The organism is Geomonas propionica (genome assembly GCF_016458235.1).
Lineage (GTDB): Bacteria > Desulfobacterota > Desulfuromonadia > Geobacterales > Geobacteraceae > Geomonas > Geomonas propionica.
Map to the genome: position 1 here is coordinate 1 of NZ_JAEMHK010000001.1, position 24,378 is coordinate 24,378.

At 62.7% G+C, this 24,378-nt stretch carries 22 protein-coding genes; 13 read left to right on the top strand and 9 right to left on the bottom strand.

The window, feature by feature from the left end; translation table 11 throughout:
• Nucleotides 1-242: 242 nt before the first annotated feature.
• Nucleotides 243-1,013 carry a DUF5020 family protein gene (locus JFN90_RS00005; RefSeq protein WP_199393052.1) on the bottom strand — a complete coding sequence of 257 codons (771 nt, stop codon included), beginning with the start codon at nt 1,011-1,013 and terminating at the stop codon, nt 243-245.
• A 340-nt stretch (nt 1,014-1,353) separates the two neighbouring features.
• Complete coding sequence (locus JFN90_RS00010; protein WP_199393053.1) at nt 1,354-1,713, bottom strand: CZB domain-containing protein; 360 nt, start codon at nt 1,711-1,713, stop codon at nt 1,354-1,356.
• Between the two features lie 365 nt (nt 1,714-2,078).
• On the opposite strand from JFN90_RS00010, the gene JFN90_RS00015 reads away from it, so the two are divergent.
• The 3 genes from JFN90_RS00015 to JFN90_RS00025 all read left to right on the top strand — a co-directional run bounded on the left by JFN90_RS00015 (nt 2,079) and on the right by JFN90_RS00025 (nt 5,348).
• Nucleotides 2,079-3,626: a SulP family inorganic anion transporter gene (locus JFN90_RS00015; RefSeq protein ID WP_199393054.1), complete on the top strand. Its 1,548-nt coding sequence runs from the start codon at nt 2,079-2,081 to the stop codon at nt 3,624-3,626.
• Between the two features lie 215 nt (nt 3,627-3,841).
• Complete coding sequence (locus tag JFN90_RS00020) at nt 3,842-4,744, top strand: protoglobin domain-containing protein (protein ID WP_199393055.1); 903 nt, start codon at nt 3,842-3,844, stop codon at nt 4,742-4,744.
• 376 nt (nt 4,745-5,120) lie between these two features.
• Entirely contained in the window at nt 5,121-5,348 is a 228-nt protein-coding gene (locus tag JFN90_RS00025; protein WP_199393056.1) for a hypothetical protein, read from the top strand.
• A 51-nt stretch (nt 5,349-5,399) separates the two neighbouring features.
• Here the strand turns inward: JFN90_RS00025 and JFN90_RS00030 are convergent, their stop codons facing one another.
• The 5 genes from JFN90_RS00030 to JFN90_RS00050 all read right to left on the bottom strand — a co-directional run bounded on the left by JFN90_RS00030 (nt 5,400) and on the right by JFN90_RS00050 (nt 13,879).
• Nucleotides 5,400-6,641: a multidrug effflux MFS transporter gene (locus JFN90_RS00030; protein ID WP_236018780.1), complete on the bottom strand. Its 1,242-nt coding sequence runs from the start codon at nt 6,639-6,641 to the stop codon at nt 5,400-5,402.
• A 52-nt stretch (nt 6,642-6,693) separates the two neighbouring features.
• A complete protein-coding gene (locus tag JFN90_RS00035) occupies nt 6,694-7,137 on the bottom strand; it encodes a MarR family winged helix-turn-helix transcriptional regulator (RefSeq protein ID WP_199393057.1) in 444 nt (147 codons plus the stop codon).
• 274 nt (nt 7,138-7,411) lie between these two features.
• Complete coding sequence (locus JFN90_RS00040) at nt 7,412-8,581, bottom strand: S8 family peptidase (protein WP_199393058.1); 1,170 nt, start codon at nt 8,579-8,581, stop codon at nt 7,412-7,414.
• A gap of 126 nt (nt 8,582-8,707) precedes the next feature.
• Entirely contained in the window at nt 8,708-12,712 is a 4,005-nt protein-coding gene (locus JFN90_RS00045) for a PAS domain S-box protein (protein ID WP_328755273.1), read from the bottom strand.
• Between the two features lie 342 nt (nt 12,713-13,054).
• Nucleotides 13,055-13,879: an HhH-GPD family protein gene (locus JFN90_RS00050; RefSeq protein WP_199393060.1), complete on the bottom strand. Its 825-nt coding sequence runs from the start codon at nt 13,877-13,879 to the stop codon at nt 13,055-13,057.
• 211 nt (nt 13,880-14,090) lie between these two features.
• Between JFN90_RS00050 and JFN90_RS00055 the strand changes: the two genes are divergently transcribed.
• The 4 genes from JFN90_RS00055 to JFN90_RS00070 all read left to right on the top strand — a co-directional run bounded on the left by JFN90_RS00055 (nt 14,091) and on the right by JFN90_RS00070 (nt 16,985).
• Entirely contained in the window at nt 14,091-14,447 is a 357-nt protein-coding gene (locus JFN90_RS00055; protein WP_199393061.1) for a TRL domain-containing protein, read from the top strand.
• Nucleotides 14,448-14,712: 265 nt separating this feature from the next.
• A complete protein-coding gene (locus JFN90_RS00060) occupies nt 14,713-15,585 on the top strand; it encodes a DMT family transporter (RefSeq protein ID WP_199393062.1) in 873 nt (290 codons plus the stop codon).
• 129 nt (nt 15,586-15,714) lie between these two features.
• On the top strand, nt 15,715-15,933 hold the full coding sequence (locus JFN90_RS00065; RefSeq protein ID WP_199393063.1) for a hypothetical protein: 219 nt from the start codon (nt 15,715-15,717) through the stop codon (nt 15,931-15,933).
• A 122-nt stretch (nt 15,934-16,055) separates the two neighbouring features.
• Complete coding sequence (locus JFN90_RS00070) at nt 16,056-16,985, top strand: cation diffusion facilitator family transporter (protein ID WP_199393064.1); 930 nt, start codon at nt 16,056-16,058, stop codon at nt 16,983-16,985.
• 43 nt (nt 16,986-17,028) lie between these two features.
• Here JFN90_RS00070 and JFN90_RS00075 read toward each other — a convergent pair whose 3' ends face one another.
• Nucleotides 17,029-17,622 carry a TetR/AcrR family transcriptional regulator gene (locus JFN90_RS00075; RefSeq protein WP_199393065.1) on the bottom strand — a complete coding sequence of 198 codons (594 nt, stop codon included), beginning with the start codon at nt 17,620-17,622 and terminating at the stop codon, nt 17,029-17,031.
• Between the two features lie 205 nt (nt 17,623-17,827).
• Between JFN90_RS00075 and JFN90_RS00080 the strand changes: the two genes are divergently transcribed.
• From JFN90_RS00080 to JFN90_RS00105, 6 genes are all read left to right on the top strand, one after another.
• Nucleotides 17,828-19,390 (top strand): acetyl-CoA hydrolase/transferase C-terminal domain-containing protein, encoded by a 1,563-nt coding sequence (locus JFN90_RS00080; protein WP_199393066.1) that lies wholly within the window; start codon nt 17,828-17,830, stop codon nt 19,388-19,390.
• 286 nt (nt 19,391-19,676) lie between these two features.
• Nucleotides 19,677-20,390 (top strand): DUF3108 domain-containing protein, encoded by a 714-nt coding sequence (locus JFN90_RS00085; protein ID WP_199393067.1) that lies wholly within the window; start codon nt 19,677-19,679, stop codon nt 20,388-20,390.
• Nucleotides 20,391-20,506: 116 nt separating this feature from the next.
• Nucleotides 20,507-21,121, top strand: coding sequence for a hypothetical protein (locus JFN90_RS00090; protein ID WP_199393068.1), 615 nt, complete (start codon nt 20,507-20,509; stop codon nt 21,119-21,121).
• A gap of 151 nt (nt 21,122-21,272) precedes the next feature.
• Nucleotides 21,273-22,163 (top strand): YMGG-like glycine zipper-containing protein, encoded by an 891-nt coding sequence (locus JFN90_RS00095; protein WP_199393069.1) that lies wholly within the window; start codon nt 21,273-21,275, stop codon nt 22,161-22,163.
• Nucleotides 22,164-22,415: 252 nt separating this feature from the next.
• Nucleotides 22,416-22,775, top strand: coding sequence for a hypothetical protein (locus tag JFN90_RS00100; protein ID WP_199393070.1), 360 nt, complete (start codon nt 22,416-22,418; stop codon nt 22,773-22,775).
• A 31-nt stretch (nt 22,776-22,806) separates the two neighbouring features.
• Nucleotides 22,807-23,184, top strand: a complete 378-nt coding sequence (locus JFN90_RS00105; protein WP_199393071.1) for a hypothetical protein — start codon at nt 22,807-22,809, stop codon at nt 23,182-23,184.
• A 147-nt stretch (nt 23,185-23,331) separates the two neighbouring features.
• Here JFN90_RS00105 and JFN90_RS00110 read toward each other — a convergent pair whose 3' ends face one another.
• A complete protein-coding gene (locus JFN90_RS00110) occupies nt 23,332-24,369 on the bottom strand; it encodes a rhodanese-like domain-containing protein (RefSeq protein WP_199393072.1) in 1,038 nt (345 codons plus the stop codon).
• Between the last annotated feature and the right edge of the window lie 9 nt (nt 24,370-24,378).

Genomic DNA, 24,378 nt, shown 5'->3' on the forward strand with positions numbered 1-24,378 from the left:
GAAGAGTTCGAACAGCAGGAGTTTAAGATGGCAGCATAAGGGTTTTTAACGTGTCCTCTATTGCGAAGACAGGTCACTCCTCAACCCAAAAGCAAATCCCCCTAAATCCCCCTTCGCAAAGGGGGACTTTCAACGTCACCGCTGACTGACCACGAAAAAAGGGGCCGTCAAAATCCCGGCCCCTTCCCTGTTTTTTTGTCGTTGCAGTGCGGCGGACTGCGCCGCCAACCACGTACCTCCGCCTACATCACGAACTTCAGCATCGCCTGCGGCGCGAACTCGTTCACGCCCTTGACGCCGAATTTGTTGTGCCAGTAGATCACCTCGGTACCGACGAAGACGCTGCCCGGAGCATCCCAGAACTTGCCCAAGTCGAGCAGCAGGCGGGGCTGCGCGTCGATGTTGAAGGCGAGGTTCCCCTCGCTGCCGGCGATATCGGTGAAGCCTTCGAAGATCATGTTGGCTTTGCCGACGGCGAAAGGGAGCTGCCAGCAGGGGGTCACCTGGTAGGTACTGCCGGCCTGCTTCGGATCGTTACGCACGTAGACGTTGACGTCGGCGAAGTTGAATTTGGGCAGGTTGAGGCTGAAGCCGACGCCGTAGAGGTAGTTGCGGAAGCCCTGCCCGACCTCGACGGTGCCCGCCAGGAGCACGTCCTTCACGAAGGGAGCGGAGAAGTCGCGGCCGGTGATCTTGCCCAGGGAAAGCCTCGGAGAAAGCTCGCCGTAGATGCCGGTTTTGTCCTTGTCGGCGTCGGTGACGTCGAAGAACAGGAAGTTGTCGCCGTACTTCCAGGCGTTGGCATGCTCGACGGTGATGGTCGACTGGGTTCCCTTGGTGCCGGTGAACGGGTTCTTGAATTGCCCGCCCCACAGGGTCTGGATGTTGGTCTCGTTCCAGAGGGTCATGCCGGCCTGCGCCTCCTGGGCGGCAAACGGGGCCAGCAGCAGGGCGGCGAGGGCCAGGGCTTTGAAACCGGTGGACAGGGCGCTACGGATCGATCTCTTCTTCAAGGTGCTCTCCTTTTGTGGTACATGCTGACTACTTCGCGTAGCTGAAAAACGCACTTCAGGGGATTGTCGACGGCGCAAGCATACGGGCGCAGCACTGCGGAGACGGGCAGTGGTGGGCCGTAACCGTTATGGGTCGACAGGCACTCTTTTCGGGGAAAGTCGCAGGCTGGGGGTGGTTGCTCTGCTAATGGGGGATAAAGCGCAGGAGACGAACCGCTGCGCCCGTGACGGGCGCGACTCACCTTGTCAAACGTTTCCGCTTCAAAAGCGGCGTAAAACTACCACGTTTTTCGGCGCAGTTCACCTTTTTTTGATCTAATTAAACAACATAAAAAATTGGTCAGACCAGGTCTCTCCATCTCATCAGCGTTTCCATCAGCTTGTTGGAGACCTGGTTGAAGTGCCCTTCGTGATCCATGAGCTTTTCGGCCTCCTGGGTTTCACCCTGGGCGGCCAGACCGGCCACGCGGCAGGCGACCTCGTGGAACTCGCCGTGCAGCTGTTTGACCTGCTTGTAAAAGTAGGACGAACGATGGCGGGAGGAAACGGCGGTGCCGTAAAACCACTTGCCGAATTGGCAATCGGTCTCGGTGCAGGGGCCGTGGTGGTCTTCCAGTTCCCCCTTGCGCACCATCTCGTTCAGTTTCACCTTGTAGATGGCATGTTCAGTTATAGCGTTGTTGATCTCTTGCTTTTCCATGCGCACACCCTTTCTGAAAATATGGTATGACATCCGGTTGCTTTGGCTGATAGAGCGCTTTCCTCTGCTCCACGTCAATGCAATCAGCAACAACTGTTCCAATTTGCAGCAAGTAAAGCCACCGCTGGAACCCGAACTCAACGCAAGTACTTTTCCTGCTGAAATCATTAGCAAAAATGCAACTGAAGCGTCAGCACGCCGTTTATACAATTAACACAGTTTTAACAATCAGATCTCAGCAGGCGTAACAGCTGCGCTAATTGCCCCACCTCCTCCGGTGTCATGCCCCCTTGCCCCGTCCACATTCATCTTGCAAAGCGCCCTCTGCTATGGCAATTTTGCCCCACTTCGAGGAGGCTGACCCCATGAACAGGAACACACCCAGGCTCTTTGCCGCCGGAGACGTCAACGCCTTCTTCGGGCTCATGCTGGACAACATGTCCGGTCTCGTCATCATGGCCGGCATCTTGACCGGCGTCTTCGGCATGCCGCGCGACCTGGTCCTGTCCCGGATGCTTCCCGGCAGCGCGGTTGGCGTCCTCCTGGGCGACCTGCTCTACTCCTGGCTCGCCTGGCGCCTGGCCCGCCGCACCGGGCGCAGCGACGTCACCGCCATGCCCCTGGGGCTCGACACCCCCTCCACCTTCGGTATGGCCTTCGGTGTCATCGGCCCCTGTTTCCTGGCCACCAAGGACGCCCACCTCACCTGGCAGGTCGGCATGGCGACCATCGTCCTCATGGGGGTGTTCAAGGTAGCGGCCTCCTTCTGCGGCCCCGCCCTGAGAAGGAACATCCCGCGCGCCGGGCTATTGGGGAGCATCGCGGCGGTGGCGCTCCTGCTCATCGCCTACCTCCCCTTTTTGAAGCTCTTCGCCTCGCCGGTGGTCGGTTTCCTTTCGCTCGGCATCGTCTTCATCTCGCTACTGGCGCGTTACCGGCTCCCGCTGCGCCTGCCCGGAGCCCTGGCCGGCATCCTGATCGGCACGGTCGCCTATTACCTCCTGGGCGCAGCGGGACTCCTTCCCGGCGGCGCGCCTGCTCCTCTTGCCGCGCCGCAACTCGCCGTCTACCTGCCGCTCCCGACCCTTGAATTCCTCGCGGGGATCCCGCGGGCGCTCGGCTACCTGCCGCTGGCGATCCCGTTCGCCCTGGCCACCGTGGTCGGCGGGGTCGACGTGACCGAGAGCGCCGCGGTCGCCGGGGACGACTACAACACCCGTGACATCCTCCTTGTGGAGGGGGTGGCGACGCTGGTCGCCGGGATGTGCGGCGGCGTCATGCAGTCCTGCCCCTATATCGGCCATCCCGCCTACAAGGACATGGGGGGACGGGCCGGGTACACGGTCGCCACCGCCCTATTCATCGGCTTAGCCGCCGTCACCGGCTACCTCTCCTTCCTGGTCGGGCTGCTGCCGGAAGCGGCGGTCGCGCCGATCCTCATCTTTATAGGCATCGAGATCACCGCCCAGGCCTTCGAGGCCACCCCGCAGCGGCATTACCGCGCCGTCGCCATTTCCTTCATCCCGGTCATCGCCTGCCTCACCACCATCGAGTTCGGGCAGATGCTCGGGGGGCTGGGCAAGAGCGCCGCCGATCTCAGCGGTGACCTCCTGGCCACCTGGCAGGCCACCACCATCCTCGGCAACGGCTTCATCGTCACCTCGCTCATCTGGGGCGCCGCTTTCGCCAACGTCCTGGACCACCGTCCGGGCAAGGCCGCGGGGTACCTTCTCCTTGGTTCGGTCCTGTCGCTGTGCGGCGTCATCCACTCCCCGCTTGCCTCGGGCGCCATGTTCTCCCCACTGGCCCCGCCCCTGCCTATCGTGTGGCACCTCGCCGCAGGATATGCCGCCATGGCGCTCTCCTTCTGGCTCCTCTCTGTTATCGGCCCCGCCTCCGCCGCGCCGGAGTGACCCGCCGCGTGGGGACTGGCTCCGCAGGTGCCTGTCCCCTTTTCCTCCGCACCATCGACAAGGCCGTTCCGACAGGGGCGGCCTTTTTTCGTCGCCGCTGCCCACGTATACGATCCTGGCAAAAGGACCAGCGTGTGCTAGCATTGGTTGTCGTCCGCTTGTCGGAGCGTGCCCACTGTCACAAACTTCAGCTGTTGCTGTCGCAGGAGAATCTGATGCTTACCATGCAGGAGATAAAGAACCACTATTACTTCACCGACACCGATGCGGAACTGCTCAAAGAGCTTTATCCCCTCGCCCAAAGCAAAAGCGACGCGATGGTCGAAGACTTCTACACCTACCTGTTGAAGATTCCGGAAACCGCGGCTTTTCTGCGCGAACCCAAGGACCTGGCCCGGCTCAAGAAGACCCATGCCGAGTGGTTCCTCTCCCTGTTCTGCGGGCACTACGACAACGAGTACATGCTCACGCTGCAGTCCATCGGCCAGGCCCACGTGCGCATCAAGGTGAGCGCCCACTACGTCAACGCCGCCATGAACGTGGTGCGGCGCTTCCTGATCGAGATGCTGCAGGCCAACTTCCCGGACATCGCCGTGCGGCGCAAGTACCGTATCGCCGTAGAGAAGATCCTCGACATCAACCTGGACATCATGAGCACGTCGTACCAGGAGGAGGAACTGCGCCGCGTCTTCGTCTCGCACCGGCTGGAGTCCCACCTGATCCACGCCGCCGAGCGCTTCACCTACGGCCTCAACCTGATTCTGGTCATCGCCCTGGCCGGCGTCTCGCTCTCCGTGGTGAGCCTCTTTTTCTGGGACCTGGTCCACATCTTCCGCGGCGACTTCGAGAAAGGGATACTCTCCGCGCTCGGCTCGCTCCTGATCCTCTGGATGATGATCGAGCTCATGGACAACGAGATCAAGACGCTCAAGGGGGGCAAGTTCAACATCCTCATCTTCATCGGCGTGATCATCGTCGCCCTGATCCGCGAGATCCTCATCTCGACCCTGCGCCACGACGCCCTGGAAACCCAGGCCTTCCTGGCCGGCACGCTCCTCATACTGGGCATCGTCTACTACCTGGTAGCCAAAAGCCAGCACAACGGCGCCCACTCCTGACCAGAGGCGCCTCCGCCGAGTCGCACAAGCCAAAAGCCAAAAGCCAAATAGTAAAGGGCGTCCCGCAAACAGGGCGCCCTTTACTATTCGTTTCAGCCGGTCATCCAGGTTTAAACCGGTCACCGTGAGCCCGTGTCGCGCCCCCACCAACCATCTGTGTTGCCAGTTCATCCCGCCTTCGCGAAGGTTCGTTTAAAAATATGGAAGAGGGTGGAGTGTCAACCATTACCGGCACACGTGGCGAAGCGTCCCCCCCTTTGCGAAGGGGGACAGGGGAGATTTGCCTTGCCCACCCCTCCCTCCACGCAATCAGGTAAATAAAATCACCTTCCTGCCGATACAAGTACCAGCCAACCGGCAGCAAGTGGAGTCTTCGATGCACATCTACCGTCTCATCGAGTTACGTGAAATCTTCCCCCCGGCGCTCACCCCGCTGTTCTACGGCCGTTACCTTGCAGAGGTGCGCGAGGACGGGACTCTTTTCTGCGACAACCACCAGTACGCCATCGACAGCGCCACCCCGCCCAGCCCCGGCACCAAGGTCATGATCTGGTGCAGCAGGGATTACTTCTGCTGCCCCACCCAGGAGTTCAAGCCGAGCTAATCCCCCGCCGCAGGATGCTCCCGCCCCGTTCGACCGTTGCCAGGTTCCCGGTTAACCATGCTGATGCACTTTGCTGTGTCCCGCGCCGAGCACCGCGAGAAAGCCGAGCGTGCCGCACAGGGCCATGGTGCCGGTCATCGGGAGGGCGGTGCCGTTGTGGAAGGCCCCGACCAGCGCGCCCCCCGACGCTCCCAGTAGGTACTGGATGGTGCCGAGCAGCGCCGAGGCGCTTCCGGCCGCCTTGTCGAAGGGGGCCAGGGCCAGGGCGGTGATGTTGGGGTAGAGCAGTCCGGTCATGCAGAGGCAGACGAAGATGAAGAGCATCTGCAGCGGGAAGCCGCCCAGGCCGGTCGCGGTCGCCGCGATGAGCAGGACCCCGGCCACGCCGGCCACGAGAAAGGCGCTCCTGGCGATGACCGCGGGCGTGTGGCGGCGCAGCAGGCGTCGGTTCAACTGCGATGCACCGATCAAGCCGCAGGCGTTGACGCCGAAGAAAACCCCGAAGAACTGCGGCGAGAGGCCGTGCAGCTCGATGAAGACGAAGGGCGCACCGGAGATGTAGGAGAAGTTCACGCCCGCCACGCACCCCAGCGCCAAGGCGTAGCGCAGGTAGTGACGGTTCTTCAGCAGATGCCAGTAAACCCGGCCCATGTCCGAGGCGCTGCGCCGGATGCGCCGCTCCACCGGGAGCGACTCGGGAAGCGCGAGCGCCGCGGCCAGCAGCGAGGCGAGGCCGAAGACGCCGAGAAAGGCGAAGATCCCCCTCCAGCCGGTGAGGAGCAGCAGTTGCCCCCCCGCCAGCGGCGCGAGGATCGGCGCCAGCCCCATGACCAGCATGAGCAGCGAGAACATCCGAGCCGCCTCCGCGGTATCGTAGAGGTCCCGCACCACCGCGCGGGAGATGACCATGCCCGCTCCCCCGCCCAGCGCCATCACCACCCGCCACAACAACAGCCCGCCCCCGGTGTGCACCATGGCGCAGCCGATGGTCGAGGCCACATACAGGGACAGCCCGACCAGCAGCGGCCGGCGCCTGCCCCAGCGGTCCGCCAGCGGGCCGTAGAAGAGCTGCCCCGCCGCCGATCCGAACAGGAACGCGGAGACGGAGAGCTGCACCGTACCGAGCGGCACCTTGAGGTCCCGCGCCATCTGCGGGAAGGCCGGCAGGTACATGTCGATGGACATGGCGCTGAAGGCGGTAAGAGCGCCCAGGATGAGGACGAAGACGGTCAACTGGCGCCGGCTCATTTCGGTGGGGTGGATCATTGGTGCGGCCTTGGCGAAACCCATCATTGAAACCTCGCTGGCCAAATGGTTGCTTGATACAACTATCTGGACAAAAAAACTACTTCAAGTTGCTACAGGCGCGACGCAGAACGTCGCGGCAAATCTCCAGCTGCGCCGGGTCGATCCCCTGCTGCGCCTCTTCCAGGATGGCGCGCGCCAGGGCCGTGGCCCGGTCCATCAACTCCTTGCCGCGGTCGGTCAGGTACAAGAGCCGTTCACGGGCGTCGCCCGGGCTCGGCAGCCTGACGATCAGCCCGCGCTCCTCGAGACCGGCGGCGAGCCGCGCCATGGTGGTCTTGTCCTTGGCCGTCTTCTCCGCCAGCATTCCCTGGGGCAGCCCGTTGCTGTCCCAAAGCTGCACCAGCAGCGAGTACTGCTCCGACGTGATCGGCATCTCGTTTTGCTGCAGCACTGCGTTGAAGCGCCTGAGCACGATCCTCGAGAAACGGGAGGCCAGGTGTCCCAGCGACTTGTCCAACTTGTATTCGGTCATTACGTCCATATGGTTGCACCATACAACTTTGTTTGTCGGCGCGTCAAGACGGTATTCTGCTTCCGGGGACAAAAGGTCGCGCGTGACAGGTGCGATACCACCCCCTAACCCCCTCCCCTTGCGGGAGGGGGTTAGGGGGTGGGGGAAGGTGCCATCACCGCCATGGATGATCTGAACATGTGGCTAATGGCTTGCTGCCACCACAAGGCCCAAGCGCAAAAAAGCCGGCCGCGAGAGGTGTCGCGGCCGGCCCTGTTTTTCTCCACTGCGGGAATCGCAGCTCTTAGTAGTCGGTGAACAAAAGGAGGTTGGGGGATTTCTTGCCGGCGTTGCCCACCGCGCCCGTGGTCGCGTTCCCGGTCAGGGCGGCGGCGACGCCGGCGGGGGTGGCGGTCGGGTTCAACTGCAGGTACTGTGCGGCGACGCCGGTCACGTTGGGGGTGGCCATCGAGGTGCCGCTCAGGGTGGCGGTCGCCGTGTCGCTGCTGTACCAGGAGGAGGTGACGTTGGAGCCGGGCGCGAAGATATCGAGGCAGGCGCCGTAGTTGGAGTAGGAGGCGCGGGCGTCATTCGAGGTGGTGGCGCCCACGGTCAGGGCGGCCGGGACCCGGGCCGGCGAATACCGGCAGGCGTCCTGCTTGCTGTTGCCCGCGGCGATGGCGTAGGTCACGCCGCTGCTGATCGAGTTGGCCACCGCGTTGTCGAGCGCGGTGGAGGCGCCCCCGCCGAGGCTCATGTTGGCCACCGCAGGGAGCTTCTTGTTCCGGGTGACCCAGTCCACGCCGGAAACGACGCCGGAGGTGGTACCCGAACCGGAGCAGTCCAGGACCCGCACGCCGACCAGAGTGACGTCCTTGGCCACGCCGTAGTGGAAGCCGCCGATGGTGCCGGAGACGTGGGTGCCGTGCCCGTTGCAGTCCTGGCCGTTACCTCCGAGGGCGTCGTAGCCGATGGAGGCGCGGGCGCCGAACTCGGTGTGGGAGGTGCGAATGCCGGTGTCGATGACGTAGGCGGTTACGCCGACGCCGGTGCTGGTGTAGCCGAAATAGCCGTCGAGGGGAAGGGCGCGCTGGTCGATGCGGTCCAGGTTCCAGGTGGAGGCGGGCTCAGAAATCTCGATGCCGAGGGTTACCACCTGGTCCTGCTCGATGTACTCGACGTTGGGGTTGTGGCGCAACCCCTGCAGCGCCTGGTCGGGGAGCGTCGCCGCAAACCCCTGCAGCGCGTCGGTGTAGACGTAGTGTACCTTCCCTCCCAGTCGCCCCGCCGCCTGCGCCGCCGCGCTCACCTCGTGTCCGGCGCTGCCGGGGCTGAAGACGACGATGTAGCGCCCGGGGATGGCCCGCTCGGCGCCCACGCCGTAAATGGGGGCCGCTACTTCGGGAGCGGCTGCCGCTACCTGCGCTAGAGAAACGATGCCAAGGAGTGCTAATCCGAATAGTGTCTTGGTCATGAGAGCTGCCTCCTGTAAAACCGTCATTGCTGCTGTGCCCGCAGGCGCCATCAGATTAGCTAAATATAGGACTCGGTAAGGCTTTTCTCAATACTCCTTTTTCACCGTTTCGGCACGGTTCCCCCCTTACCCGTCCAGCATCTCGCGCACCTTGCGCAAAAGCTGCACCGGCTGTACCGGCTTCATGATCAGCTGGATCCCCTGGTCGAAGATGCCGCGCCGTTCCATGAAGTCGGACGTGTATCCGCTGGAATACAGGATTTTGGTCCCCTGCTTCAGCTGCACGATCTCCACCCCCGCCTCCATCCCGTTTTTCCTGGGCATGATCAGGTCCATCACCACCAGCGCGATGCGGTCCTGGTGCGCGGCGAAGAGGTCCACCGCCTGCTGGCCGTCGGCGGCCTCGATGACGGTGTAGCCGAACCTGGTGAGGATGGTCACCAGCAGCCTGCGCACCTCCACGTCGTCCTCGGCCAAGAGCAGTGTCTCGGTACCGCCGCGCGGCGCCGGGAGCTCCACCTGTCCCGCCCCCTCCGTGTCGCCGACCTTTGCCAGCGGCAGGTACACCCTGAAGGTCGTCCCCAGGCCGGGCTCGCTGTAGACGTTGATGAAACCTCCGTGCTGCTTGACGATGCCATAGACGATGGCCATCCCCAGGCCGGTCCCCTTGCCCACCTCCTTGGTGGTGAAGAAAGGTTCGAAGATCCGGCCCCTGGTCTCCTCGTCCATGCCGCTGCCGGTATCGGACATGACGACGCAGGCGTAGCTCCCCGGCTCGGTGTGTCCGAACTCCGTCTCGGTCGCCGTCTCGACCTTCACCACCTCCATGCCCACGGTGAGCGTCCCCCCTTTGGGCATGGCGTCGCGCGCGTTGGTGGCGAGGTTGATCAGCACCTGCTCGATGTGCCCGCTATCCGCTATCACCGGCAGATCCGGCCTCAGGCAGTGCACCACCTTCAGGGTGATGTCCTCCCCGATGATGCGCACCAGGAACTTCTGCACGTGCTGCACGATGTCGCACAGGTTGACCCGCCTGGGCTCCATGACCTGCTTGCGGCTGAAGGCCAAAAGCCCCTTGGTGAGCTGCGCCGCCCGTTCGGCCGAGACCAGGATCTGGTCCACCTCCCCCTTTTGCGGTTCGTCCAGCTTGGGATCTGCGGCAAGCAGCGAGCAGTAACCCATGATCACCTGCAGCACGTTGTTGAAATCGTGCGCCACGCCTCCGGCCAAAAGCCCCACCGCCTCCATCTTCTGGGCCTGACGGAGCTGCTCTTCCAGCCGGCGCTCCGCGGTGATGTCGCGCACCGTGGTGATGACGCCGATGATATCCCCCCGCACGTCCTTGAGCGGCGCGCGGGTGTCGGTCACCCACCCCGAGCGCCCGGTCTGCTCCACGGAGAACGCGAAATCGACGGGAGTCGACTCCTCCCCCTCCAGCGACCTGGCGAGCAGCGCCACCACGCCGCTCTCCTTGAGCGCCGGAATGACCTCCTGTGGCCGCCGTCCCAGCATGTCGCCGGTGCCCAGGCCGGTGAGCTGCTCCATGTACGGGTTCCAGACCTGGCAGCGCAAATCCCGGTCGTAGACGATGATCCCTTCCTGCGCCCCCGCGATGATCTGCTGGTTGTACTGGCTGGCCTCGAGCAGGGCCTGGTCCGCCCTCAGCTTGGAGCAGGAGATGGCGATGTAATCGACCAGGTCCTCGTACAGGGCCACCTTCTCAGCGGACATGAGCCCCGGCGCCGGATCGCTGAACTGGAACAGGCCGATCATCTCGCCGTGGGACCGCAGCGGGATCAGGGCCAGCGACTGGAACGACTCGACGCGGCAGCGCGTTCCGGCTCCCCCCTGCGCGGCGCGGATCCCCGTCGAGGTCCAGTAGCTCCCTTGCTCCCTCCCCTCTCCGACCGCACTTCCGGCAAGGACCTCTGCGCACAGGCAGCGCAAGAGAGCCCCCTGCTCCGCAGCGGGCGGCGCCAGCCCCTGCCTGGCCCGATCACACAGGCCGTCCCCGGCGCCGGGCTGCTCCTCGGCAAGGCCGATATGCTGGTAGTAGGGAAAACCATCTCCCGAGCGCAGGCGGATACCGATGCCGCGGCATCCGGTGAGGTCCCTGAAAAACCGCGTCGTGCGTGACATCAGTTCGTCGAGGTTGACGGCCTCGTTGCAGATGCGCAGCAGTTCGACGGTGGCGTTGCGGCGCATCTCCTCGCGTTTGCGCACCGTGATGTTTTCGAACAGGGCCACGAAGAAGCCGTGCTCCACGCTGTACAGCGATACCGCCCACCACTGTTCCAGCGGAGCCATGAAGCTCTCCAGGTGCTCCGGGAGTCCCGTGTCAGCCACCCGGCCGCAGGCGGCGAGGAAGTCGGCATTGGCCTCGCCCGCCCCGAAGATCACCTGCGAAGCCCGCCTGCCGACCAGGTCCACGACTCCGGTCAGCTGCTGCAGGGCACGGTTCACGTTCAGGAAGACGAAATCCTCCACTGTTCCCGAGGTGTCCCGGACCAGGCGGCAGGAGGCGAACCCCTCCAGCATGTTCTGGAACAGCTGCTGGTAGTCCTGCTTGCTTTTTTGCAGGGCCCGCTCCGCTTGTTTCTGTACCGTTACGTCGCTCAGCATCACCAGCAGGCAGGAGGTACCCTCCAGGACCACCACGTCGGCGGCATAAAGAACATCGATCACCTCACCCGACTTGCGCTTCAGCTGCAGCTCCTGGCTGAAGCCGATCCCCCGCCGGATGGCCGCGACGACCTCGTCGCGGGTCCCCTCGTCAAGGTAGACGCCGAGCTGCAGCGCGGTCCGGCCGAGCACCTCCTCCCGCTGAAAACCGAGCAGGCGCAGCCAGGCCGGGTTCACGTCCATGAGCTGCCCGTCGTCGACGGCAGCGATGCCGATGGCCACCGGCGCGTGGTCGAAGATGGCTCGGAAGCGGTTTTCGCTGTCTCTGAGTGCCGCCTCGGCCCGTTTGAGCTGGGTGATGTCCACCAGCGTCGAGAGGATGACCTGCTCGCCCCCCACCGACAGGAGTTGCGAGGAAAGTTGGGCCACGAAGCGTTCGCCGTTCTTGCGGTTGAACTCCTGCTCCCACCCCCGCAGGGTCCCGGTATCGCGCAACTGCGCCACGAAGCGCTGCGCCGCTTCCGGTGTCGGCCAGATGTGGCGCCCCGACCTGCCGATCGCCTCTTCCCTGCTGTACCCGGTCAGGGCCTCCCAGGTCTCGTTCACCTCCAGGAAGACGCCGTCCTCGAAACGGGTCAGGGCGATGGCGGCCGGGTTTCCGGCAAAGGCGCGCGAGAATTTCTCCTCGGACTTCAGCAGGCCCTCTTCCGCCTGGCGCCGCGCGGATACGTCCTGGAGCACCGCGAGGATCGACTTGGTCCCGCCACCGGCGCTCGGCAGGAGGTTGAGCGTGGTCTGGCAATAGATCGACGCGCCGTCCCGCCGCAGCAGGCCGAGTTCCGTCTGCACCGCGTTGCGCCCGTTCCCGCCCAGGCTCCCGATACTCTCCCGGCAGACCTCCCGGTCCTCCGGATCGGTCACGGCGGCCAGGTCCATGTCCAGCAGTTCGGCCTCCGCATAGCCGGTCATACGGCAGAACGCCGGGTTCACCTTGAGGAATCTGCCGCTGACGGGGTCGAGCCGTGCCTCCCCGACGCTCGACTCCATGAACATGATGCGGAACTCTTCTTCCGTTTCCTCGAGTCGTTCCTGGGCCATCCGCCGCTCCATCTCCAGCAGCTCAATGCGCGCCTCGGCTAGTTCCGCCTCCGAACTGCTCGCCTCGGCGCGGGCGTCCGTCTCTCCATCCAGGGCCCTCTGCAGGCGCTTTTGGGAAAAGCCGAACAGTATTCCCATGATCACGAAGATGAGGACCGAGGCGAGGTGGCTCCACTGGTACAACAGGAGCGAGAACGGCGGCGGGATGAAGACATAGATGATGAGCAGCGCGGAGATGGCGGTGGCGGCGACTGCGGCACGTTTGCCCCCCAGCCGGGAGCTGAGATAGACGGCGGGATAGAAGAGCAGGTAGGCGAACGGTTGCAGGTAATCCCAAAGCAGCAACTGGAGCGCACAAGCCAGGAACGGGAGTAGAAGTGCCAGTACGACCTTTACGTTCTTTGTCGGCACTTCGTCCAAGCTTTCCTCCTTCAGTACACACCCAGGAGCTGATCATGGACCGGAGTGACTGACAATACGCAGGTTTTCTACTCTATCAAGCAGAACGCAGATGGGAGTTTTGGCAGGCGTTACAGCAATCTGGAGTACCCGCGGTAGAGACTAGTCTACCTGGGCGCTTCTCTTTTGCAACATGCTCGTCGTAAAGTACAAGTAATAACGCCGATCCGGTGCCGGCAGGAGAGCTCTCCCCCGTACCACCCGCTCACGCCGACACAACCTCCTTTACGGGAGTGGTAGACATAATGAAAGTTAAACCTGCCAATATATCGTGTCGTGTCAAAGTTTTCGGTGTCAGCGGATCCAGAACCTGTCCGCTTCCTGCCTGATGAAACCTTCCCGCTCAAGCTGTGCCAGGTTGCCCGCCAGCAGTGCTCCCTCCAGGGCGAGCTTTTCCTCCAGCCGCCCCAGGAGCACCCCCGGCTCGGCCAGGATGGCCCTCAGGATCAGGCTGCGCTGCTCGCGGTTGGAGCCACGAAACGGCGACTGGCGCACGTGGTGGGCGCTCTTGCGGCTGGGGTTGGCCCGGTTGCGCTTGAGGGAGCTCCCGTAGTCCATCAGCGCGTAGTACCAGTCGCGCGGGTTGTCCCGGTCCAGGGCGAGTTCGACCAGGGGGAGGATCTGGGCATCGCGCACCGACTCGCTATCCGGGAAGAAGTGGTGGATGAAGACGGAGCGGATGTTGGTTTCGATGAAAGGAGTCGCGACGCCGAAGGCGAAAGCAGCGACGGCGCGGGCGGTGTAGGGGCCGATGCCCGGCAGCGACTCCAGGTGCTCCACTTCGCGCGGCAGCGTGCCTGCGAAACGCTCCACGACGTCCTTGGCGCACAGCTGCAGCGAGACCGCGCGCCGGTTGTAGCCAAGCCCCTGCCATAGCGACAGCACGCGGGACAGCTCCGCCCCGGCCAGCTCCTGCCAGGTCGGGAACACCGCCAGGAACTGAAGGTACTTGTCGCGCACCCGGTCCACCTGGGTCTGCTGCAGCATGATCTCGGACACCAGGATGGCGTAAGGGTCGCGGGTCTCCCGCCAGGGAAGCCGCCGTCCCTGCCTGCGGTAATGGTCGAGGACCGTGTCCCGGAAAAGGTTCACTGCCGCTATGGTTACTGATTCATGCATCTGCCGCCTCCACAACACCGCCGGGATGGCGCCCACTCCCGCCCGGCAGCGATTGTAACTTGCTTTGCCCTCCGCAACCAACTACAAATCGACCGTCTCTATCCTATCCTCTCGGTATACATTCATAAATTATAATCATTGTCACCAGACCACCCCGACGTACTATTTAGAGATGGGTCATCTCTCACAACAAGCAGGAAAAGGAGGCGCTATGAAAAGGCTGGGTGCGGTAGTACTGGTACTGGCTGGTCTGTGCGGCTGTCTTCCTACCCACGACCTCGCGAAAACTCTGCGTTACGCAGACAACACACCGGTCGGAGTCGAGAACATCAAGTTCCTCGATCTGAACCAAATGAAACGAGGAGAGGCCTGTACCTTCAACATCTTCTATGTCATCCCGCTCTTCGGCGACGGCTCCATCTTGACCGCGGCCCGCAAAGGTAGCATCAACAACGTGGAACTGATCGGTCAAACCGGCACTTGGTACTTCCCCTTCAGCACCGACTGTACCGTGGTCTATGGCGACAAGAGCGCCATCATCCAGAGACAGAAGGAACCGGCCAAGTAACAGCTAAAGACTGTCCCACCGGCCCTGCAGCTCTTGCTGCGTCGCAGAGCCGCAAGGATGTCACAAGGGGGGGAGCCCAATCGCGCTCCCCCTTTGCGTTGGTCCCGCTACGTTGCCCGGCAAGATGTTGCCACCAAACGTTGCCCCCGAACCAGCGTTCCCCCCTTTGCGAAGGGGGACAGGGGGGATTTGCATTTACTCTTTGACATCCCCCCGCCCACTACCTTAACCTGTCGCCTCACCTCAACCGCGGCAAGGTCAACACATGCACAGCAGATTTTCACCCGCCCTCACCGGCGCCCTCGCCATGGTCATCTGTGGCTTTTTATGGAGCCTCGCCGGCCTCTTCATCAAGATCCTGGAGTGGAACCCTTTTCTTATCGCCGGCCTCAGGAGCCTGATCGCCTTCCTGTTCCTTTTCGCCCTGGTCGGCACGGTGCGTTTCAAGTGGTCCCGCCCGCTCCTTGGCGCCGCCCTAGCCAACGCCGCCACCATGCTCCTGTTCGTCGCCGCCAACAAGACCACCACCGCGGCCAACGCCATACTGCTGCAGTACCTGGCGCCCGTGTTCACCGCCGTCTTCAGCGTCGTGTTCCTCAAGGAGCACCTGTACCGCGAGCAGGTGCTTGCCCTGATCATGACCATGGTCGGCATGGTGGTGCTGTTTTTGGACCGTCTTTCTCCGGGACAGCTCCTCGGCAACCTCATGGCCCTCACCTCGGCCTTCACCTTTTCTCTGATGTTCATCTTCACCCGGATGCAAAAGGAAGGAGACCCGCTGCAGTCGTTCATGGCCTCCCACGCGGTGGCCGCCCTGGTCGCCCTTGGCGTTGCCGTATTCCTCCCCCTGCCCGTCTTCACCGCCAAGGCGATCGGCAGTATCCTCATCCTCGGCGTAGTGCAGATCGGCCTGGCCGCGTTCTTCTTTTCCTACGGGATAAAACGGATCTCGGCCGTCACCGCCAACCTCCTGGCCGTCATCGAGCCGGTGTTCAACCCGGTCTGGGTCTTCCTGGTACTTGGTGAGGCACCGACGGCCAACACCCTGGTGGGCGGCGCGCTCATCCTCGGCTCCGTCACCCTCGCCAGCCTGATCAGCGCCCGCAGGATTCCTAAATACTCCTTAGCCTCCTCTTAAAATCCTATTGCAGCAAACAAAGCAAAGGTATATATTCCCACACGACTTGTGCGGGTTAACCGGCATCAGTCATAGCACGGCAAGACATACAAGCTGTACCTTTTGTCAGATACCATAGGAGGAGAAGTTATGGCAGATTGCGAGCTTTTGTCCGGATGTATTTTCTTCAATGACCAGATGGCAAACATGCCGTCGACCAGCAACGTGTTCAAGATGATGTACTGCAACGACAACTTCGAGGGATGTGCGCGCTACACCGTACGCAAGGAACTCGGGAAGGATGCCGTCCCTGAGGACCTGTTCCCCAACCAGACCGATCGGGCCAAAGAGATCCTTGGCAAAGGTTGACAACACACGGCTGGAATTGTATAGAATCGTCGTGATCAGGCAGCAATAAGCACCGGTTTAAAGGCCGCGGGATCCGTGGCCTTTTTTAGTGGCACAGCCGGCGTCTGACAAAGGAAGGGAAGATGGTTTCAGCAGAACACGATGCCCTGAAAAGGGGGGCGGCCCGGTTGTCGGTGGCCTCCAACGCGACGCTGGTGGTCGCCAAGCTGGCGGTCGGCATGATCACCGGTTCGGTCTCGGTGCTGTCCGAGGCGGTTCACTCCGGCGTCGACCTCGTCGCCGCGGGGATTGCCTGGTACTCGGTGCGGGAGTCGGGCAAGCCCGCCGACGAGGACCACCACTACGGCCACGGCAAGATCGAGAACGTGGCCGGCACCATCGAGGCCGTCCTCATCTTCGGCGCCGCCTTCTACATCATATGGGAGGCGGTGCAAAAGCTTCGCGCCGGGGTGGCGGAAGTCGAGGGACTCGGTCTGGGTGCGGCGGTCATGGCGGTGTCGGCGGTCGCCAACTACCTCGTTTCCCGGCACCTCTTGAATGTCGCCGCCGCCACCGACTCGGTCGCGCTGGAAGCCGACGCCATGCACCTGCGCACCGACGTCTACACCTCGGCCGGTGTCCTCGGCGGCTTGATCGCCATAAAGTTCACCGGCATCCCGATGCTCGACCCGCTCGTCGCCATCGTGGTCGCGCTCATGATCATCAAGGCCGCCTGGGATCTGACCAGGAGCGCCTTCTTCCACATCCTCGACGTAAAGCTGCCCGAAGAAGAGGAAGCTGTGATCCACGAGGTGCTGGAGAACTACCGCGAGCACCTCATCGAGTACCACAAGCTGCGCACCCGCAAGTCCGGGCATCTGCGCTACGTCGACATGCACCTCGTGGTCCCGCGGCAGATGACCGTCGAGGGCGCGCACGCCCTGAGCCACGAGATCACCGCCGAGATCGAGCACCGGCTCCCCTACAGCCACATACTGGTGCACCTCGAGCCCTGCCCCGGCGGCTGCGACCACTGCACCGTGGACTGCCACAAGCTCCCTGCCAGGCGGTAAGCCGGATAAATGTAAAAAGGAATTGTTATGACGGCGGTGGAGGTCAGGCGGCGCCGACGCCGCGGGTGAAGATTTTCAGGTACTGCTGCACCAGCTCCTCGTCGCGCTCGGGCGAGTGGCTGATCAGGTTCTCGGTCGCCTGGCTGCTCAGGAAGAAATAGTTCACCATCCCCGCCAGCGCCAGGGCCGCGTTGGTGGGATGGACGTCGGCCCGGAAGCGCTGCTGCCGTATCCCCTCCTCTATGGCCTGTGCCATGATCACGATCACCTCATCGATAACCGGCATGACCAGGGTGGCGAAAAACGCCGTCGGGTTGGTCAACTCGCTGGTGTAAAAGCGCAACAGGTACGGGTTGTCACGGTGCCTGCGGAAGGTCCAGCGCAGGTAACTCTCCACCATCTCGACCGGATCGCTCACCCGCTCCCTGATCTCGTGAATCTCCGCGAAGCAGGCGAACTGCCGCTGCAAAACCGCGGAGTAGAGACCTTCTTTGCTGCCGAAGTGGTAGGAGATCATGGAGATGCTGGTCCCCGCCGCCTGGGAAAGCTCCCGAATACTCACGCCGTACAGCCCCCTCTCCGAGAAGAGCTGCGTCGCCACATCCAATAACTTCTTGTTGCACTCCGTCTTTTCCATTACCTACCCCGGCCCAGTGATACGCGCGCGCCAACATTAGCAAAAACGACGTCGAAATACCAATTCTATATTGCAAATAAAACATCGTACTGTTATGTTGTATTCGCCGAACGATCGTTCGATTGTCACATCGAGCGCCCCCATGGCTAACTTAAATTTCCCGCTGTCAGAGTGGGATGACATCATCAAAGGAGGATCCAGATTAATGTCTGAATTGCACAACAGGATCAGAAAGTCCAGCCTTCACTCCCGGATCACCACCGTCGACCAGGTAATTCCCCTCTTTAAAAACGGTATGAACCTCGGCTGGTCCGGCTTCACCCCCGCCGGCTACCCGAAAGCGGTGCCCATTGCCCTCGCCGACCACGTCGAGAAGAACCAGTTGCAGGGGAAATTGAGGTTCAACCTCTTCATCGGCGCCTCCGTCGGCGTGGAGACCGAGGATCGCTGGGCCTCGCTCGACATGATCGACCGCCGCTGGCCCTACCAGACCGGCAAGAACATCCAGGCCGGCATCAACGACGGGCGCATCCGCATGGGTGACAAGCACCTCTCCATGTTCGCCCAGGACCTGGGTTACGGCTTCTACACCAAGGATAACGGCGGCCGTCTCGACCTCGCCATCATCGAGTGCTCCGCCATCACCGAGAACGGCGACCTGGTACTCACTGCCTCCTGCGGCGCCGTCCCGGAAATCGTCCAGATTGCCGACAAGATCATCATCGAGATCAACACCTCGATCCCGAACTTCGAGGGTCTGCACGACATCGTGGAGCCGATCGCGCCCCCTAACCGCCTCCCCTACCTCATCTGCCGCGTCGACGACCGCGCCGGTTCTCCCTACGTCCGGGTCGACAACGACAAGATCGTCGCCATCGTCGAGTCCGACAAGCCCGACAACGGCCGCGCCTTCAGCGAGCAGGACGACACCTCGGAAGCCATCGCGGCCAACATCATCGACTTCTTCTCGACCGAAGTGAAGGCCGGGCGCCTGCCGAAAAACCTCCTGCCGCTGCAGTCCGGCGTCGGCTCAATCGCCAATGCCGTCATCGGCGGCCTGGCCAACGGCCCCTTCACCGGGTTGAAGGTCTGGACCGAGGTGCTGCAGGACACCATGCTCGACTTCTTTGACTCCGGCAAGCTTGACTTCGCCTCCACCGTCTCGCTCTCCTTCTCGGTGGACGGCTTCAAGCGTTTCTACGGCAACTGGGACAAGTACTCGAACAAGGTGATGATGCGTCCGCTCTCCATCGCCAACCACCCCGAGCCGATCCGCCGTCTCGGCTGCATCGCCATGAACACCCCGGTGGAGTTCGACATCTACGCCCACGCCAACTCGACGCTCGTGGGTGGCACCAGGATGATCAACGGCATCGGCGGCTCCGGCGACTTCCTGAGAAACGCCTACCTCTCCATCATGCACACCCCGTCGGCCCGTCCCACCAAGACCGACCCGACCGGCATCACCTGCGTCGTTCCCCACGTGCCGCACGTCGACCACACCGAGCACGACCTCGACGTGCTGGTCACCGAGCAGGGTCTCGCCGACCTGCGCGGGCTCGATCCCAAGAGCCGCGCCAAGCTCATCATCCAGAAATGCGCGCACCCCGACTACAAGCCGCTCCTGGCCGACTACTTCGAGCGTGCCGCGCACGACTGCCTGGGGCGTAAAGCAGGCCATGAGCCCCAGCTTCTGGACCGCGTCTTCAAGATGCAGGTGAACCTGGCCAAGAAGGGCACCATGAAGATCGACAACTGGGACGTCTAGTCCGTTCCACTGCTGCACCGCAGATGCAAAAGCGGCAGCGAAGCCCCGGCTTCCTGCCGCTTTCTTTTTTCATCTCCGGCAAGGTCGTCGGACAGGACAAAGCTGAGAACCTGGACCACCTCACCACGTTACTACGAAGCCCTGAACGTGCCCCAGCGTCCCCCCCTTAGCGAAGGGGGAGCCTGCCCCCCGTAGCCTTGGCGAAGGGGGGACAGGGGGGATTTAGCCTCCCTGTCCCCACCACTCACACAATTAACTTTCCCCAATAATACTGTAAGCTCTACGGATGAAAAAATTCCCCCTGCTCCATGTCGTACTCATCCTCCTCGCCCTCACCGTCGCGCCGGCCGCCGCCTTCACCCTCCCCGAGCGCCTGACCTATGACGTGACCTGGTCCGGCATGAAGGCCGGCTCAGCGCTACTGGAAGCGACCGCCCAGGGGGACGAACTGCGTCTCACCAACACCATCCGCTCCACCGGAATAGTCTCCGCCTTCTTCAAGATCGACGACCGCACCGAATCCGTGACCACCCGCGCCGGCAAACCCAAGTTCTTCCGGGAGAACAAGCGGGAGGGGAGCTACCGGGCCGCGCGCGAGGCGACCTTCAACTTCTCGACCCTCAAGGCCAACAGCATCGACCTGCTGAAGAAGATCGAGCAGACCGACGCCATCACCTCCCGGACCTACGACAACCTCTCCAGCATCTACTTCATACGCGGCAGCGACCTGTCCCCCGGCCGCACCATCCCCTTCGACATCTACGACACCAAGCGCCTCTGGAACACCGAAGTCCGGGTGGTAACGCGGCAGGAAGTGAGGACGCCGTTGGGCAGATTCAAGACCGTGATGGTGACCTCCCGCCTCAAGCACAACGGGGAGGAGGCCAAGGTCGGTAACGCCACCTTCTGGTTTACCGACGACGACCGCAGGATCCCCGTCAAGATAACCACCACCATGAAGGTCGGTGAGGTGACCCTGACCCTGGTCGGGGGGATCTAGCCTGCTCCCACTCGGAAAGCTGTTGCGGTCCGCTTCTTCTTTAAGGTACGATGCTCCCGGTTGCCGGCCTTTGCAGGCGGACTACCGAACCCGAAAGAAGAGACGTACCCGACCTGATGACAGAAACCATCCCCCATCTGATCAAGTTGCTCCTCGACTGGCTCCCGCCGCTGTCCGCCATGCAGGCGGTACTGAAGCTGTTCCTCATTCCCGTGGGAGGCGGCATCCCCGCCGGTGTCCTCCTCGCCAAGGCCCAAGGGCTGGCCTGGCCTGTCACCACGCTCCTCTATCTCGTCTCCGACGTCATCCTCGCTATCGCTTTCGAACCCTTGCTGCGCCTGATCGCCTTCGTCTGCGGCAAGATCACGTTCCTGCGCCGCGTGAGCGACACCATACGGGCCGCCAACGCCCACAGTGCCGCCAAGTTCCAGATTACGGCCACCGGGCCGGTGGCGCTGATCATGATCGCCTTCGGCGTCGATCCCATGACCGGACGGGCATCGGCACTCGCCGCCGGGCACGGCTTCGTGGCGGGGTGGGCCTTCGCCATAGCCGGTGACATGCTCTACTTCGCGGTGATCGCCTTCTCCACCGTGCGGCTGAACAAGTACATAAAGGACCCCGACACCACCATGTGGATCATCCTGGCACTCATGCTCCTGGTGCCGATGGTGGTGCGCCGGATCAGGTCGGGGCGGGCACCCTACCAGGCACAGGAGCATGGCGCCTGAGACGTCATCCCAGCAGCAATCAGTAGCAATTTCCTCATTTCTGCCACATTGCTTCCCTATTTCATGGATAAGGTGACGCTGTGCAATGAGGAATCTACCCAAAGGTAAGTGGAAACGGCCGACAGGTAGAGCCACACAGAAGGGGGTATCAATGAAAAGACGGATCTCGTCGTTGTTAGTTCTGCTGGCACTGGGAGGGTGCGTCACGGTTCCCACCGGCCCCAGCGTCAAGGTGCTGCCCACCAAGGGGAAGTCCTTCGAGACCTTCATGAAGGAGGACGAGACCTGCAGGCAGTGGGCTAATTCCCAGATCGGCTCGTCGGTGCAGGAAACCTACGATAAGAATATGGCGACCAGCGCGGTCGTGGGCACCGCGGTCGGTACCGGCGTGGGAGCCGTGCTCGGTTCCGCCTCGGGCAACACCGGAGCCGGCGCCGCCATCGGTGCCGCGACGGGGCTCCTGTTCGGGGCCAGTGCCGGTTCCGGTTCGGCGCAGGTCTACGGGGCGCAAACGCAGCGTCAGTACGACAACGCCTATGTCCAGTGCATGTACACCTACAACAACCAGATCCCGGGAATGCGACAAACGGTCGCGGCACGACCGGCCCCGCCTCCTCCCGCCCGGATCGTGCCTCCGCCTCCGCCTGAAACCGCTCCGCCGGTCATGGCGCCTCCTCCGCCGCCCGAACGTGTCGTCGTGCCTGCTCCCGAAGAGTACGAGGCGGAGCCCCCCGAGTTCGTCTACTCGCCGCGCCTGGATTCCTACGTCGCTGTCGGCGTCCCCTATGAGCTGGTCTACACCGGCAACGACTACTACTACTATTCCGGCGGCAACTGGTACCGCGGCGCCTATTACAACGGCCCCTGGAGCTACGTCCCGCGCGCGGCGTATCCGCCGGTTTTCGTGCGTTACGAGGTGGTCAACATCCGGCACTACCGCGACGTCGAGTACCGGCGCTACGTGCGCGACCGGGGACACTACGACGGCCGGGTCTACCGCCCGCAGTACCGCCGCGTGGCGAGGCATCGCCCCGTCTACTGACTTTTCCTGCATCCACAAGGCACCCGCTCACCGGGTGCCTTTTTTGTTTCCCGCCACTCCCCTGCCACCCTTTCCGCCACCGCCGCACGCCGGTCTTCTCCCTTCGCGCATTGACAAACCGCTACATTAAGATACTTTCATTTGGTCTGCTGATTCCAGAGATCTTTTCAACACCAGAGCCGCAAGGGTAGCCTCACCGGCACAAGCGTGGCGCCATCCGTTGCGGGTATGCCGCGACCAAGGGGGAACTGCATGAGAGGCAAAGCGATGGGGGTTGCTCTGGGTGTCGTGGGGATTGTGCTCTGGTTCATGCCCCTGGTAAAGGTGGGCTTCAACGTCTACGCGGCGGGCAGGCAGATCGGGAACATCAGCTATATCTTGGTATTCTGCGCGCTGGCCTACTCCCTTTTCGCCTTCTTCGAACTGCACAGGCTGCGGGTCATCACGGCCACCATATCGACCGCCATCAGCCTGCTGTTGCTTTCCGAGGCCTGGACCTACGCCGCCTGGGGCCTGTACGGCCTTTGCATCGTGTCCATCGCCAGTTGGCTCGCCGCGGTATCCGATTGGGATGCGGGGAAGAAATCGGTTGAAGACATCCAGCAGAGCTAGCAGCGAGCCGGCACAGGGGGCGGAGGGGAAAATGGATCACAAAACGAAAGGGGTGGTGCTAGGCCTGGCGGGTGTCATCCTCTGGTTCATGCCGCTGGTCAACTTGGGCTTCATGGGCCTCGACCTCTATCAGACCGGCACCCATATCGGTGGGATCGGCTACCTGCTTTTGACCGCCTCCGCGACGTATGCCGCGCTTTCCTGGTTCGAACAACATCAACTGAGGATCATCGCCGCCGGCATCGCCACCGCCATCGGTCTGATGTTCCTGGTCCAGTTCGGCGACCGGGCGGCGTGGGGGCTGTACCTGCTCATCGTCGTTTCCGGCGTCAGCTGCATCGTGGCCTACTGTGACGAGCAGAAGCGCAAGAAGTCGCTGCAGCAGGCGGAGGGGAGCGACGCTCTCTGACCGCTATCGTCACAGGAGGAAGCAGAGGGGACTGGCTCCGCAGGTGCCAGTCCCCCTAGCGGAACGCTCATTTCAGCCCTGCCGACTTCGCCAATACCTGAGGGGGACCGGCACCTCGCGGAGCCGGTCCCCTCCTTCGGAATACCTCTACTTTGTGCCTTCCACCGGGTAGTTTCGGTTTTCGGTCATGCTCCGCATGAACGCCTTCATCTTGCCCAACCCTTCCGTCTCGTCGTTCCACCCCAGCGTCCCGAAGCGCAGATCGTAGGCCTCGTATCCCAACTGGTTCAGCATGAGCGCAACCGCCGCTCCGATGTGCCCGATGTAGCACACCACGACGATTTCGCGGTCCCTGGGCAGCTGGGCAAGACTCTCCTTCCTGGCGATCTGGTTGAAGGGGATGTTGATGGCGCCCGGCACGTGTCCGACGGCATAATCCTCGGGGCGCTGGATGCTCACCACGAACACCCCTTTGCCGCCCTCCTTGCCCTGTTCCCGGTACAGTTCGCTGCGGTCCATGAACAGGTTCCTCCCCGAGGAGAGCACGGCCCGGGTCCGCTCGGTGATCAGCTCATTGCCCTGTGCCGCCTTGGCGTTAACCTCAGGAAGTTTCTGCCCCGGCGCGGCATCTTTTTTTTCCGCAGTCACCGGATACTTCGGGGAAGGGGTGTAGGGCGCGGCAGATTGGGCGCTGTTCCAGTGGTTGAGCCCCATCGGCATCGTCGTGGCGCTGTAGCCGAGCTGGTTGATATACAGCGACGCCACCATCGAGCGGTGCCCGTCGTCGCAGGTCAGGATGATCTTCCTATCGTGCGGCAGCAGGGCGAGAGACTTCTGCTCGGTGATCTCGTCGAAGGGTATGTTCACCGCGCCCGGCACGTGTCCCTTGGCGAAGTCGGCGCGGGACTGCAGGCTCACGATGAAGAACTCCTTGTCGCCCCCTTGCACCACCTCGTCGTAGACGTTTTCCGCCGTCATGAACGGTGGAGCCGCAAAAAACGTGGTGCTTCGCTTCAGGATCTCCTCGGACAACTGGGCCGTTGCCGCAGCCTGCACGGATTCCCCCTGGGCCTGCGCCTTTCCGTCCTTCGCTGCGCCGGCGCCGGCCCACGCCGGGAGGGCGAGGCAGATCAAGAGGGCCGCCATGCGGATAACCGATTTGCAGTTAGTGGGTCTGATTGTCATCGAACTTCT